This is a genomic window from Pseudomonas sp. 18175, assembly GCF_050432925.1.
Lineage (GTDB): Bacteria > Pseudomonadota > Gammaproteobacteria > Pseudomonadales > Pseudomonadaceae > Aquipseudomonas.
In genome coordinates, this window is the sequence record NZ_JBKFTO010000008.1 from 49,995 (window position 1) to 64,963 (window position 14,969).

The 14,969-nt window shown below is 57.7% G+C and carries 13 protein-coding genes; all 13 read left to right on the forward strand.

Annotated features, from left to right (window positions below; genetic code table 11):
• Positions 1–32 precede the first annotated feature (32 nt).
• The 13 genes from tssK to ACLD1Y_RS12920 all read left to right on the forward strand — a co-directional run bounded on the left by tssK (position 33) and on the right by ACLD1Y_RS12920 (position 14,837).
• Positions 33–1,379: a type VI secretion system baseplate subunit TssK gene (gene tssK, locus ACLD1Y_RS12860; RefSeq protein WP_429478324.1), complete on the forward strand. Its 1,347-nt coding sequence runs from the start codon at positions 33–35 to the stop codon at positions 1,377–1,379.
• On the forward strand, positions 1,372–2,214 hold the full coding sequence (gene icmH / locus ACLD1Y_RS12865) for a type IVB secretion system protein IcmH/DotU (RefSeq protein WP_429478325.1): 843 nt from the start codon (positions 1,372–1,374) through the stop codon (positions 2,212–2,214). The genes tssK and icmH overlap by 8 nt, the downstream gene beginning before the upstream one ends.
• A 104-nt stretch (positions 2,215–2,318) precedes the next feature.
• Complete coding sequence (locus ACLD1Y_RS12870) at positions 2,319–2,840, forward strand: Hcp family type VI secretion system effector (RefSeq protein WP_429478326.1); 522 nt, start codon at positions 2,319–2,321, stop codon at positions 2,838–2,840.
• Between the two features lie 77 nt (positions 2,841–2,917).
• Positions 2,918–3,175 (forward strand): PAAR domain-containing protein, encoded by a 258-nt coding sequence (locus ACLD1Y_RS12875; RefSeq protein ID WP_233895278.1) that lies wholly within the window; start codon positions 2,918–2,920, stop codon positions 3,173–3,175.
• Positions 3,176–3,200: 25 nt separating this feature from the next.
• Positions 3,201–5,132, forward strand: coding sequence for a type VI secretion system Vgr family protein (locus ACLD1Y_RS12880; RefSeq protein WP_429478327.1), 1,932 nt, complete (start codon positions 3,201–3,203; stop codon positions 5,130–5,132).
• A gap of 48 nt (positions 5,133–5,180) precedes the next feature.
• Positions 5,181–5,609 carry a DcrB-related protein gene (locus tag ACLD1Y_RS12885; RefSeq protein WP_429478328.1) on the forward strand — a complete coding sequence of 143 codons (429 nt, stop codon included), beginning with the start codon at positions 5,181–5,183 and terminating at the stop codon, positions 5,607–5,609.
• A gap of 49 nt (positions 5,610–5,658) precedes the next feature.
• Positions 5,659–10,278, forward strand: a complete 4,620-nt coding sequence (locus ACLD1Y_RS12890; protein ID WP_429478329.1) for an RHS repeat-associated core domain-containing protein — start codon at positions 5,659–5,661, stop codon at positions 10,276–10,278.
• Between the two features lie 15 nt (positions 10,279–10,293).
• Positions 10,294–10,758, forward strand: coding sequence for an SMI1/KNR4 family protein (locus ACLD1Y_RS12895; RefSeq protein ID WP_429478330.1), 465 nt, complete (start codon positions 10,294–10,296; stop codon positions 10,756–10,758).
• Positions 10,759–11,033: 275 nt separating this feature from the next.
• Positions 11,034–12,869, forward strand: coding sequence for an RHS repeat-associated core domain-containing protein (locus ACLD1Y_RS12900; RefSeq protein WP_429478331.1), 1,836 nt, complete (start codon positions 11,034–11,036; stop codon positions 12,867–12,869).
• Between the two features lie 10 nt (positions 12,870–12,879).
• Positions 12,880–13,230, forward strand: a complete 351-nt coding sequence (locus tag ACLD1Y_RS12905) for a hypothetical protein (protein WP_429478332.1) — start codon at positions 12,880–12,882, stop codon at positions 13,228–13,230.
• 64 nt (positions 13,231–13,294) lie between these two features.
• Positions 13,295–13,531 (forward strand): hypothetical protein, encoded by a 237-nt coding sequence (locus tag ACLD1Y_RS12910; protein ID WP_429478333.1) that lies wholly within the window; start codon positions 13,295–13,297, stop codon positions 13,529–13,531.
• 136 nt (positions 13,532–13,667) lie between these two features.
• Positions 13,668–14,021, forward strand: coding sequence for a helix-turn-helix domain-containing protein (locus tag ACLD1Y_RS12915; protein ID WP_429478334.1), 354 nt, complete (start codon positions 13,668–13,670; stop codon positions 14,019–14,021).
• Between the two features lie 159 nt (positions 14,022–14,180).
• A complete protein-coding gene (locus ACLD1Y_RS12920; RefSeq protein ID WP_429478335.1) occupies positions 14,181–14,837 on the forward strand; it encodes a DUF1566 domain-containing protein in 657 nt (218 codons plus the stop codon).
• The last annotated feature ends 132 nt before the right edge of the window (positions 14,838–14,969 follow it).

Below are 14,969 nucleotides of genomic sequence, written 5' to 3' on the forward strand. Positions count from 1 at the left end.
CTTTCAGCCGCTTTTGCGCAGAGTAAATACCGATGAGTTCACGTAACCCCGTCATCTGGCATGAAGGTTTGTTCGTCAAACCCCAGCACTTCCAGCAACAGGCCCGCGCCGCCGAAGCCGCCGTGCATCATCGTATGCATAGCCTTAACGACGCCCTTTACGGCTTCAGCGAGCTGGAGCTGAACAGCGAATATTTGAGCTTCGGCAAGGTCGCCATCACCAGGGCGCGGGGGATCATGCCCGACGGCAGCGTGTTCGATATCCCCCGCGACCTGGCGCCCCCCACGCCGCTGGAAATCGCCGACAGCAGCGCGGTCAACCAGATCGTCTACCTGGCCCTGCCGCTGCGCTCCAACGGCGCTCTCGAAGTTCGTTGGCCTGACCGCTACGGCAATAGCCGCTACATCGCCCATCGCGAGGAAATCCGCGACACCCACAGTGACGACGGCGACCAGGTCGGCATGGACCTGGCCGTGCCCAACCTGCAATTGATGCTCGAACGCAGCGACCGCAGTGCCTTCACTGGCATCGCCATCGGCAAAATCAAAGACAAGCGCCCGGATGGCAGCCTGGTGATGGATGAGCATTTCTACCCCACCAGCCTGTCCGTGCAAGCCGTGCCGGCGCTGCACCGCTACCTGGGCGAAGTGGCCGGGCTGATGCGCGCACGCGCCCAGAACCTGGCCCAGCGTATTGGCTCGCCGGGGCAGTCAGGCGTGGCCGATGTCACCGACTTCAACCTGCTGCAAACCCTCAACCGCTTGTTCCCGTTGTTTCAACACTTGGCCCGCCAACGCCAGGTTCACCCGGAACGACTGTACATCGCACTGGCCCAGGCTTGTGGCGAACTGGTGACCTTTACCGATGAAGGTCACCTGCCCCAGGAATACCCGGCCTACCAGCACGACAACCTGCGCGAATCGTTCCAGCTGTTGGAACACACCCTGCGCCGTGCCTTGGGCACCGTGCTGCAACCACGTGCAGTGTCGCTGCCGATCGTCATTCAGCAGTACGGCGTACGCACCGCGGCCTTGAACGACAAGCGCCTGCTGGATAACGCCGAGTTCATCCTCGCGGTGCGGGCCGACCTGCCCGCTGAGACCCTGCGCCAGCAGTTGCCCAAGCAGATCAAGATCAGCTCCGCCGAGGGCCTGGAGCAACTGGTCAGCCTGCAACTACCGGGCATCCCGCTGCTGCCGCTGCCGGTGGCGCCACGGCACCTGCCGTTCCATGCCGGCTTCAGCTACTTCGAACTCGACCGCCATCACCCTGCCTGGGAACGCCTAAGCAGCGGCAGCGGGTTTGGTTTCCATATCGCCGGCGAATTCCCCGAGCTGGAGTTGCAGTTCTGGGCGATCAGGAGTGAGAAAGATGAGTGAGTCCATGCCCACCGAAACCACACCGCCAACCGACAACAGCAACCCGCTCTTCAGCTATTTGCAGCAGGCCACCCACACCAAGGAGTCAGGCGCCTCAGAGAACCACGCCGAACCCGAACTGCTGATCGCAGACCCCGAATTCGACATGCGCGGCCTGGCCTGGAACCCGCTATGCGACGCCGCCACGCCCCTGATCGGCCTGGTCATCCGTCTGCGCCGCCTGGACCACCACGATGATGTGACCGCGCTGTACAAAAGCGTCAGCAACCAGATCACCACGATCATGGAAGAAGTCAGCCAGCTCGACTACGACGCCGGCATGCTCAAGGCCTACTCCTACAGCCTATGTTTGTTACTGGACGAGGTGGTCATGGCCACCTCCTGGGGCAGGCTCTCCAGTTGGAGTGAACGCTCATTGCTCAGCCAATTTCATGGGGAAACCCGAGGCGGTGAGCGATTCTTCACCGTCATGAACAACATGATCCCTGAAGCGGCCCGCTACCAGCATGTGCTGGAGTTCATGTACCAGTGCCTGATCTCCGGCCTCAAAGGCAAATACGGCGCCCATAGCAAGGGCGATGACGAAATACAGAAGATCATCAACCAATTGCATGGACTGTTGCGCCCGCTGCGTGGTGAAACGCCCAAACGCTTAACCGATCCCCTGAAAAACGTCGCCCCGCGCAATTACCGGATCAAACGTGCCTGGCCATTGTGGACGCCATGGGCATTGGCCGCCGTGGTGCTGACCTGCGCCTACACGATCTATTCCATGCGCCTGAACAGCATCACCCAGGAAGTGCTCGCCTCCCTGGAACGGATTCTCAACCTGTAACCGATTTTCAGCGCGCTCATCCCGAGCGCCTGCAAAGCCATGGCCGTCTCGGCCATAACCCGCGACCCACGGGTCGCTCAATTGATCGCGACAAGGAGCATGTCATGCCAACACCCGCGTATATCAGTATCCACGGCAAAGACCAGGGCCACATCACCAAAGGTGCGTTCACCGCAGACTCGGTGGGCAACGTGTTTGTAGAAGGCCACGAGGACGAAATTCTTGCCCAGGAAATCGACCACCAGATCGGTGCCCCGACCGACCCGCAAAGCGGTCAGCCTACCGGGCAACGGGTGCATAAACCCCTGACGTTCACCAGCGCATTGAACAAGGCCTCGCCAATGCTGTTCCAGGCACTGGCCACCGGAGAAATGCTGCCGATCGTCGAAGTCAGGTGGTTCCGTACGTCCACCGACGGCAAACAGGAGCATTTCTTCACCACCAAATTGGAAGAGGCCACCGTCGTCGACATCCACACCGTGTTGCCTCACGCCCAGGACCACGAAAACAAGAATTACACCCAACTGATCAAAACCAGCCTGTCTTACCGCAAGGTCAGTTGGACCCACAAAGTGTCGGGCACCGAAGCCTCGGATGACTGGCGTAAGCCGGCCGAAGCGGGCTAAACGCGGATCCCGTTCCGTCGCAGCCGTTCGCGCAGCGGCGGAACCTTCCACTGACTCACTACTGCTAAGGAGGCTCTATGCCCGCCGTCGTTCTGGTCGGACACGACCATGATTGCCCTTTGTGCGGCCCCACCACCGTCAAAAGCGGCACACGCAACGTCACCGTCAACGGCCGCGCCATCGCTCGTGTTGGCGACACCCTCGGCTGCGGTGCCGTGATCATCAGCGGCTCGCCCTCAATGATCATCAACGGCAAAGCCGTAGCCCGCGTCGGTGACAGCACCGACCACGAAGGCATCCTGGAAAACGGCGATGCCAGCTGGATGATCAACTGATCCGGACTCACTACAAGGAGGTTTCATGCCCCGTCAAAGCGACCTGCGTTACACCTTCGAACCGCTGCGGGGCGATCCCTTCGAAGTGGTCTCCTTCACCCTTGAAGAGGGCTTATCCCAGCCGTTCAAACTTGAACTGGAACTGGTCAGCCATCACCCCGCCATCGACTTCTACCGCATGCTCGACCTGGGCGCCCTGTTCACCATCTGGCGCAACGACACCCCAGTGCGCTACGTCCACGGCCTGGTCAGCCTATTCCAACAGGGAGACACCGGCTTTCGCCGCACCCGCTACACCGCTGTGGTCGAACCCACATTGGCGCGTTTCAACCTGCGCTCCAACTGGCGCATCTTCCAAGGCCAGACCGTCCCCGACATCATCACCAGCGTCCTCACCGAGCAAAAGCTGACCGACATCCGCAGCGAAATCTGCTTCAAGCACCAAGCCCGCGAATACTGCGTACAGGCCGGCGAAACCGACCTCGACTTCATCGCCCGCCTCGCCGCCGAAGAAGGCCTGCTCTACACCTTCGAACACCGCGCCGACGGCCACACCCTTGTCCTCACCGACCGCGTCGGCGGCTTGGGCACCATCGGCACGCACACCGATTGCCCGGTGATCTACCAGCCGATGGCCGGCGGCGATGCCATGGAACCGGCGTTGAATCGCTTCCACTACACCGAGCAAGTGCGCACCGCCGTGCAGGTACAGCGCGACTACACCTTCACCCACCCGCGCTACAACCAGCAGCACACGGCGACTGGCGACCAGGACCTGAACAACCAGCACAAGGATTACGAACGCTACGACTACCCCGGCCGCTACAAACGCGACATTGCCGGCAAGCCCTTTACCAAGACCCGCCTGGCGGCCCTGCGCAATGACGCCAAGCTGGCGCATCTGGAGGGCGACGATGAGCGCCTGCAACCGGGGTTGGCGTTCGACGTCAACGATCATCCGCGTGAGGACTTCAATGATCGCTGGCGCACCATCGCCATCAAGCACGAGGGCAAGCAGCACACCAGCTTGCAGGAGGAGTCGTTTGGTAGTGGCCTCGGCACCTCTTACACGTTGAAGGCCAGCGCCATCCGCTGGACCTCGGATTGGAAGGCGCCGCTGCGGGACAAACCGTGCATCGACGGCCCGCAGATCGCCACCGTGGTCGGCCCTCCCGGTGAGGAGATCTATTGCGACGAATGGGGTCGGGTCAAAGTGCAGTTTCCGTGGGACCGTTCGGACAAAAACAACGACCACAGCTCGTGCTGGATTCGCGTTACCCAGGGCTGGGCTGGGGCAACCTGGGGCTCGATGGCGATCCCACGTGTCGGTCAGGAGCTGGTGATCAGCTACCTGGACGGGGATCCCGACCAGCCGATCGCCACGGGGACTACGTACAGACAGACCAACCTGCCGCCCTACCCGCTGCCCAAACACAAAACGCGGATGACCATCAAGAGCCGAACCCACAAGGGTGAAGGTTTCAATGAGCTGCGCTTTGAGGATGAGCTGGGCCAGGAAGAGGTGTTTATCCATGCCCAGAAAGATCAGAACACCATCGTCAAGAACAACCAGAGCCTGACTGTTGGAGCGGACAGAACCAAGAGTATCGGTCAGGACGAGAACGTCAGTGTCGGTCGAAATCGTGTACGCGTGGTGAGGACCAACGACACCGTGAAAGTCGGCGGCAGCAAGAACGACACGGTCGCCGGCGAGTACGAGATCGAAGTCGGCGGCACGCTACGTTTGAAGTGTGGCAAGACGCTCATTGAGCTGCATGCAAACGGCAAGCTGAACATCACCTGCGAGGACTTCAACATCACTGGCGCGCAAACCGGCCAGATCAACACGCTGGGCGCAAAGCTCGACCTTAACCCGGAAGGTGGGTCGGCCGCTGCCGCTGCAAATGGGCAAGACGGTGGTGCACTGAAGACCAGTGTCGATGGGCATTTCGAATAGCTCCCACCTTTCTCATTACCCAACTATCAAAAAAAGGACGTGCCTGTAATGGCTGACTATCTGACCCACGATGTAATCCTTGATTTTTCCGATGAAACACCCGAGGACTCGACACTGAACGTCCTGCGCTTTCAAGCGCGAAATACCACGCTGGTGATTGCCCGCAGTCCCGTTGGTAAACACCAGACCCTGGATGAAGCACTGACGGCCCAGCTAGATCAACTGCGCAACAAGACCCAAGCATTGAGCATCACACCGGCACAAATCACTCACCTGGGGCACCAGCAGCAAGTGGAGGGCCGAGAAATGGCCGTCCAGTTCATGACCGGTGACAAGCCTAACTTCCAGTTGCAAGTCGCCTGCCTGATTCCTGGGCAACACCGCATGCTGGTCCTCAATTACAGCAAACAAGGACCATTAAGCGACGGCGACATCACCCACTGGCGTGCCATCAAGCAAACGCTGCGTTTTTCCTGAACGTCCCCCCTAAGAAACCGGTTCTCGACCAGCAAGGAGCTTCTTGCCAATGGCACAAATTGTCCACGCCGCCCGGCAGGGTGACGCCATTCTTCACCCATCACTCATAGCTGAGTTAATCAGTGCAACAGTGGAAGCAGTCATCTATGCGGCGGCTGCGCTGGCGGTGGGGGCCGTTATTTGCCTTGCAGTAGTGGGTACCGTGTTCACGGGTGGCGCGCTCGGCGTCGTCATCGGGATAGCTGCAGGCGTTGCGGTAGGCGCCATGAGTTCGATTCCCATAGGCGAGGATCGAAGTATCGGTGACGCCATCTCCGACTTCTGCGACTCAATCGGCAACGCAGTAGACTCGCCCACTGTCTTAGGCGAAATCAAAAGCGGCTCCAAAAATACCTTTATCAATGGCAAACCCGCCGCTCGCGCTGCGGCGATCAGTTCCCCCAATGGGTCTGAAGAAGAGAAAAATGGCGAGGAGCCTTCAGTTCTGGAGAACGTAAGCGCGATAGCGCAAACGGCTCTGGGATTTGCATTTCCTCCCCTCAAGTTGGTCAAAGACCTCTTTGACACGGTTCATCAAATTTTCAACCCTCCAGTAACAACCCCCGCAGCGCCGGGGTTCACCCCCAAGGAAGAAGACAAGATCACCTGCTCCCGTCATCCGCCCATGCCTGAGACCTACATAGCACAGGGCTCAGACAAGGTGCAGATCAATAGTCGGCCGGCGGCACGCTCGGGAGATAAGGCCACCTGCGATGCCACCATCGATGTAAACGCCAACGTCTCTCCCAATGTGCGTATCGGCGGCGGAACGGTGACGGTTCGGAACATTCACAATGGCAAAAGCAAGACTGCGCAGATCGTGGGGATTGTTGCGGCACTGCTTATATCCAGACGAATGGGCGCGCGCCCTCGTCGTTCTCCACGATCGAAAAATAACTCGCCAATCTGTGGGTACAAAGGCCGTCCTGTGCATGTTTCCACCGGCAGCAAAGTCCTCGGCGGTGGAGAAGACGTCGACTTCAGCCTGCCTGGGCTGCTGGGCATCGAATGGGCCCGAAGCTACGACAGCAACGACTCCCGAACCGACGGACTGTTCGGCATGGGCTGGAGCGTTCCCTATGAAGTGGAAATCGTCCGTGTTGCGCATCCCCACGGCGGCGAGCTATGGGTCTACGTTGACGAGACAGGCAACCGCCTGGAACTGGGCCAGCTCAGTGCCGGCAACGCGTTCGTCAGTGTCGTAGATGGCTTGGCTTTCTTCCAGTTGGAGGATGGTCAGACCGTTGTCGAGGACATTTATGCAGGGCGCTATCAGGTGTTCCAGCCTGATCCGCATAACCCGCAACGCTCGCGACTGATCCGCTTGGGCGATCGCAACCTCAACGTCCTGGACGTGCTGTACGACGAACAGGGCCGCCTGCACTTCCTCGTCGACAAGTACAGCCAAACCGTCGTACAGCTCCACTACGATCAACAACATCCAAACCGTGTCGGCAAAGCCTCTCGTGTATTCCTGAAGGCAGGCGGCAGCCTCAGCATTGAGCACAACAAGATCCTGGTCAGCTATCGCTATACACGCAGTGGTCAGTTGCAGGAAGTGTTGGACGCGACTGACCACGTGGTCCGTCGCTTCACCTACACCGCCGAGGGCTACCTGAACAGCCACCAGGTCGCCAGTGGTGCCGTCCGCGAGTACGAATGGGCGCGCTTTACCATCCCTGAGAACCGCCCCACACCCAAGCGCGCAGATGGCACCCTGTACCAGCTTCCGCCGCTGCTGGAACCGCAACCCGATCACGAATGGCGCGTCACCCGTCACTGGGGCAGCGACGGCGAAGAGTATCGATTCAAATACGACCTGGAACGGGGTGAAACCCACGTCACCGACAGCCTCGGTCGTCAGGACCATTACTATTGGGGCCCGTTCTATGAGATCTACAAACACATCGACCCCCTCGGCAACTGCTGGCAAGAGGAAATCATCGCCGGGCAATTGATGAAGAGTGTCGATCCACAGGGCGGCGAATGGCATTACATCTATGATGACGTTGGCCGCCTGATTGAGGCGCGCGACCCACTGGGGCGTAGCGAATACATCCGCTACCTGCGCCACTGGGCCTTGCCTGTCGAAGTCACCGATGCTGCGGGGCGCACGTACCGCTCCGGCTACGATGCCCAGGGCAACCTGCTCTGGGAAGCGGATCCGCTGGGCCGTAAGACCCACTACCAATACGACCCCGAAGGTCGGGTGGTACGTGTCACCGATGCTCTGGACAAGACTAAGTACCTGAGCTGGAATGTGCACGGCCAGTTGCTCAGTTACCGCGATTGTTCCAATGCGCAAACGCTGTACCACTACGATGCCGACGGGCACCTCAGTGAAAGCATCAATGCCCGTGGCGAGCACACTCATTACCGTTACGACGCCCGCGGCTATCTGATCGAAAGCGAACGCCCAGACGGCCGCATCGACCGCTACGATATCGACGCTGCCGGCCAGCTCACCGCCTACACCGACCCCGCCCAGCGCATTACCCGCCTGCGTTATGACCGCAGTGGACAGCTAATCCAGCGGGTTGACGCCCTCGGCCATAGTGTCGAGTTTGGCTACGACGCCTATGGCCGCCTGCTGCACCTGAGCAATGAAAACCACGAACGCTACCGCTTCGAGTGGGATGCGCTGGATCGCCTGATCGCCCAACAGGACCTGGATGGCAGCGGGCGCATCTACCAGTACAACCCGCTGGATGATGTTACCGGCATCCACCATATTCCCGCGCCGCTGGCCGAGCCAGGTCTGGACGGCAAGGACAGCGCCGAACCGCACACGCCACTGGTACATCATTTCGAGCGTGATGCCCTGGGGCGGTTGATCCGCAAACGCACCGACGATGGGGTCACCGAGTATGCCTACGACAATGCCGACAACCTGCTGACGATCAATTTCACCAACGTTCAAGGTGAAGAACAGTGTCTCAACTACACCTACGACGCCCTCGGTCAACTGCTTAGCGAGACCAACAGCGCCGGCCTGCTGCAGTACGACTACGATGAACTGGGCAACCTGCAAACCCTGACCCTGCCCGATCAACGTCAGCTCAACCATCTGTACTACGGTAGCGGCCACCTGCATCAAATCAACCTGGGTGGCCGAGTAATCAGCGACTTCGAGCGCGATTCACTGCACGAGGAAGTGCTGCGCACTCAGGGCGCCCTGCTCACCCGCACCCGCTATGACCGCAATGGCCGACTCAGCCAGAAAGCCCTGCATTACCAGCAAGTCGCCCGTGAAGTGTTGCCGCTGTTGCAGAAAGACTACCAGTACGACACCAGCGACAATCTGGTGGCCGAGATACTGACCCAGACCCAGCGACCTGGCGGCAGCCGCCCGATCACGGCGGCCAATGACGACAGTCTGATCGGGCGATTTCACGGCCACACCTCAACCGGCAAATCCTATCAAGGCAGTGCCGCGTACGGCTACAACCCGGTCGAAGAGATCCAGAGTGTGCACCGGGGTCAGTCTATCGAGAGCCTCAACTACGACGCGGCCGGCAACCTGTTCGATGGCTATCGGGTCAACGGTCTGATCAAGCACAACCGGGTGCATGTGTATCAGGACAAGCGTTATCGCTATGACCGCTTTGGCCGACTGAACGAAAAACGTAGCGGCAGCAACCGCATCCAGCGATTCGAGTATGACGCCGAGCACCGACTGATCGAGGTACATCAACAGAACGGCGCCCTGCGCCAACGCGTGGTATTCGGCTACGACCCGCTGGGGCGGCGCATCAGCAAGCAGGTGTATAACGACAACGCCAGCGAGCCGAGCCACCGCACGCTGTTTCATTGGCAAGGCTTACGGCTGCTCGAAGAGGTGCAGGACGGGAGGCCCAGCCTGTACGTGTATGCCGATCCGGGCAGCTATGAACCGCTGGCCCGCCTTGATGGCAAGCCGGGATGTGAGGAAATTTTCTACTTCCACACCAACCTGGCGGGGCTGCCGGAACAGCTGACCGACACTGACGGCAACACGGTGTGGCACAGCGAGTACCAGGCCTGGGGCACGACGCGGAACGAGTGGCATGATCAGCAGCCAGGGCGTGAGCAGAACCTGCGTTTTCAGGGCCAGTACCTTGACCGCGAAACCGGGCTGCACTACAACACCTTCAGGTTTTATGATCCGGTTGTGGGGCGATTTACCCAGCCGGATCCGATTGGGTTGATGGGTGGGATCAACCTGTACCAGTACGCGCCGAACCCGATTGGGTGGGTTGATCCGCTGGGGTTAACTAGATGTCCTGACATTAATCCCCCCCCATCTAGCCCAACCCCAAACCCGCAGACAGGCTTAGGCTATGGCGTGAACGACAAACCAGTAAGAATCGAGGGGACATGGAACAAACAGGACATATTTAATGGTCTACACGGAAGGACACCAAAATCATTAGGTTCTCCTGACCTACACCATGCACATCAAATGCCTGGCTCAGGCATACATGAAGTTCGCCCTAGAGACCACAGAGGAAATAAGGCTCTACATCCGAATGGACAAAGAAACCAAGGCGTAACACCCGAAATGCGAAAGGCCGATCGGGAACTACACTGGTGGTACCGCGCCAGAGAACAAGGCGCCGACAAAATCTACCCCAACTCAATATACGATTAAAAAGAAGTCAATCATATGAACCGAGACACCTTCAGTAAAAATGTAGAACTTGTAAAAAAACTCAAGCCAGAATGGTTCTTGTGCACAGACGGACAGATAGCAACTCCCAAAAATATAAGCGCAATTGAAAAATCTATAAATGCCAAACTACCTGACGAATTTACATTTTTCTCGTTAAACTACGAGGCAGGTTACTTTGGCTTTATAAACATCTTCTCCCTAAGCCCAGATAGTGAGTGGTATTTACCCAGCAAAACAAACGAACACCCCAATGTCGCACTACCCAGCAACTTCATAGCATTTAGCGATGACGAAACAGGCGGATACTATGGATTTATAAAAAATGACACAAACCACAGCAACAAGGTATATCATCTAGACTCATCAACAAATGAAACAACCCCAACAAATCTAAATTTCTTTGAATTTGTAATAAGTAATGCCTTCAAACCCGAGCACTTTGAGATCCCCTTACCGTAGTAGATAAGCTGCCGGTCCAGCGTGTCGATGCCTTCGGCCACAGTGTCAAGTTTGGCTACGACGCCTATGGCCGCCTGCTGCACCTGAGCAATGAAAACCAAGAACGCTACCGATTTGAGTGGGACGCGCTGGACCGCCTGCTCGCCCAACAGGACCTGGACGGCAGCGGGCGCATCTACCAGTACAACCCGCTGGATGATGTTACCGGCATCCACCATATTCCCGCGCCGCTGGCCGAGCCTGGTCTGGACGGCAAGGACAGCGCCGAACCGCACATGCCACTGGTGCACCATTTCGAGCGTGATGCCTTGGGACGGTTGATTCGCAAACGCACCGACGATGGGGTCACCGAGTATGCCTACGACAATGCCGACAACCTGCTGACGATCAATTTCACCAACGTTCAAGGTGAAGAACAGTGTCTCAACTACACCTACGACGCCCTCGGTCAACTGCTTAGCGAGACCAACAGCGCCGGCCTGCTGCAGTACGACTACGATGAACTGGGCAACCTGCAAACCCTGACCCTGCCCGATCAGCGTCAGCTCAACCATCTGTACTACGGTAGCGGCCACCTGCATCAACTCAACCTGGGTGGCCGGGTGATCAGCGACTTCGGGCGCGATTCACTGCACGAGGAAGTGCTGCGCACTCAGGGCGCCCTGCTCACCCGCACCCGCTATGACCGCAATGGCCGACTCAGCCAGAAAGCCCTGCACTACCAGCAGGTCGCCCGCGAAGTATTGCCGCTGTTGCAGAAAGACTACCAGTACGACGCCAGCGACAATCTGGTGGCCGAGATACTGACCCAGACCCAGCGACCTGGCGGCAACCGCCCGACCACGGCGGCCAATGACGACAGTCTGATCGGGCGATTTCACGGCCACACCTCAACCGGCAAATCCTATCAAGGCAGTGCCGCGTACGGCTACAACCCGGTCGAAGAGATCCAGAGTGTGCGCCGGGGTCAGTCTATCGAGAGCCTCAACTACGACGCGGCCGGCAACCTGTTCGATGGCTATCGGGTCAACGGTCTGATCAAGCACAACCGGGTGCATGTGTATCAGGACAAGCGTTATCGCTATGACCGCTTTGGCCGGCGGAACGAAAAACGTAGCGGCAGCAACCGCATCCAGCGATTCGAGTATGACGCCGAGCACCGACTGATCGAGGTACATCAACAGAACGGCGCCCTGCGCCAACGCGTGGTATTCGGCTACGACCCGCTGGGGCGGCGCATCAGCAAGCAGGTGTATAACGACAACGCCAGCGAGCCGAGCCACCGCACGCTGTTTCATTGGCAAGGCTTGCGACTGCTTGAAGAGGTGCAGGACGGCAGACCCAGTCTGTACGTATATGCCTATCCGGGCAGCTACGAACCCTTGGCCCGCGTCGATGGCAAGCCAGGCAGCGAGGATATCTTCTACTTCCACACCAACCTGGCGGGGCTGCCGGAACAGCTGACCGACACTGACGGCAACACGGTGTGGCACAGCGAGTACCAGGCCTGGGGCACGACGCGGAACGAGTGGCATGATCAGCAGCCAGGGCGTGAGCAGAACCTGCGTTTTCAGGGCCAGTACCTTGACCGCGAAACCGGGCTGCACTACAACACCTTCAGGTTCTATGATCCGGATGTGGGGCGGTTTACTCAGACGGATCCGATTGGGTTGGCGGGCGGGCTGAACCTTTATCAATATGCTCCAAATTCGACAGGTTGGATTGATCCATTAGGGCTAAGGAGATGCCCTAAACTATGGGATGTGGACTCCCACCAAAATAATAAGAACGCCGTTAGGGGCCGAAATCTTAAATTGGATTCACACCATGTCGGACAAAAAAACATCATGCAAAATTTGGTGAAGAATTATGATCCCAAGACAGCTCCGACCATCCTAGTACCTCGGACTGGCCATACAACAAGAAATGGAGAAATCGGCATTGTATCCAGAAGCAAGATAAACCCAAAAACAGGACAACCATTTACAAATGCCAGATCTCTTGTCGCTAGAGACATTAAAGAGCTAAGGAGAGTTTACCCAGACATTCCGAATAGCAAGCTCCAGGAACTCATTAGACTTAACAAAGAAATGTACCCAGAACTCAGGTAAGGACAGGCATATGAACCTTGACGAGCAAGTGATAAATTCCATATTCGAAGAGCTACTCGAAGACAACTCATCTAACTACAAGAAAGAACTGAGTAAACCCGTTGACTCAAAGCTAGACTTATACGCCAGAGTGCGGTGTGCGCTAGCCAAACTAAGCGCCAGCGAAAGAGACGATATTTTTAGAATTTTCGACATAATTATTGCCGATAGCGCATCTGTAATATTTGGCACACTGGATGGAACTCATTTCCCAAACAATATTAATGAAGATTTTATTCTTCAATACAACAACAAAGAAATCCAAGGCAATTTACAGGATATTTTCATAGAAAAAGCCGAAGAAAAGGGCATCTACAAATAGAAATAACAAGAGTGATGGAGGTGTGCTTTGGCTACCGGCCGACGGCGCCTGGCAACATGCATGAGTGCCATTCGCCGCCCCCGAACAACGCCCACACCCCGCCCGCGTGGACGGAATCACTTACACACTTCCGCCGCTGCTGGAGCCACAACTCGATCACGAATGGCGTGTCACCCGCCACTGGGGCATCACCGATGCAATGGACAAGAACAAACACGACCAGTTATTCAGTTACCGCGATTGTTCAAATGCGCAAACGCTGTACCACTACGATACCGACGGGCACCTCTACCTGGACTGACCCGCCGCTCGGCCAGCACCCGTCGTCCACATCGGCCTAAGTTGTAGGAGAAAGCCATTGACGTCCAACGTGGCTTACCCGCCCAATGCCGATCACCATGGATGGAGCGTGCAACAGCACACAGGGGCGGACTGGGATGACGATCGGCGCACGGTTACGAGAGGAACGCATACGCTTGGCGCTGTCCCAGCGCGCGTTGGGAGAGGTCGGCGGCGTGGAGGCCAATGCACAGCGACGCTACGAAGACACCAGCCGCTATCCCAAGGCCAACTACCTCGCCGCGATCACCACCGCAGGGGTAGACGTGCTCTATGTGCTGACGGGCGAGCATCATATTCCGTCGCCAAGCCGCGAAGACCTGACCCTGGCTCAGCATGACTTGCTGCTCTATCAGCGTCAGCTCAAACAGTTGCAGCGCCGTTCCGAGGGGCTGATGCAGACAATGCAGCAGATGTCCGACGGACTACTTCGCCCTGAAAGCAGCACCTAAGAACCCCAATGTTGCTCCGACGGCAACCCCGCAAACGCTGACAGGAAGTTTCATACAGCGCAAAGGGAAACTGGCGACTGGGCAAACCCTGACTGAAACCTAATCTCTCAACTGTAGCGAACCCTACGACAACGCTTAACACAGAGAGGGAGAACAGGTGTGTCGACAGTCGAGAGCGCGATTCCAGCAGATGCCATTCCAGCCATCGGCCAGCCTTACGGAGGTGGATTTGTCACCGGCATCACCCGCGATACGCCGACCGGGCAGCTCTATCTGAACATCACGGCGGGCGGTCAATACGAGCTTAGAGGCGCGTGGGGCAAGCCAGGGAAATTGATTGAGGGCGCCGACAGTTTCACCGATAGCCGCGCCAACACAGGAGCGATGGCGGCGGCTGGCAGTGAGCTTGCACGACAGACGCTGAATCTGAACATAGGTGGCTTCAACGACTGGGCAATTCCAGCACGCGATGTACAGGAATTGCAGTACCGCCATTTTAAGCCAGGTTTTTACACCAACCATGTAGGCGCGTGCAGCGGTGTAAACCCAAGCAGCGTGCCTGTGGGGATGCCCTATAGCGAAGAGGAACCCCCACAGACGGCTCATCCGGGTTTCAGGCCTGGAGAACCGGAGGCATTCCATGGCTTATGGTGGATGACGTCAACGCAGTACTCCGCAGATTATTGCCATGCAATTAATTTCGAAGAAGGCTTTCAAACGGGCATTGGCAAAGGTGGCGACCTCCCCGCCCGCCCAGTCCGCCGTATACCCATTGCTTTTGACTACCCTCAACTGCCTGGAACCGCTCAGGATTGAACTCGCTGAGGGCTCCACCAGCACATCCGTGAGGGGCGGAGAGTTACGTCTGCGCACTCTCTATTACTTGTTCGTCAACGGTATTCCCGTATCACTGGACGGCAAGAAGACCGCCTGCGGCGTGGCGCTGAT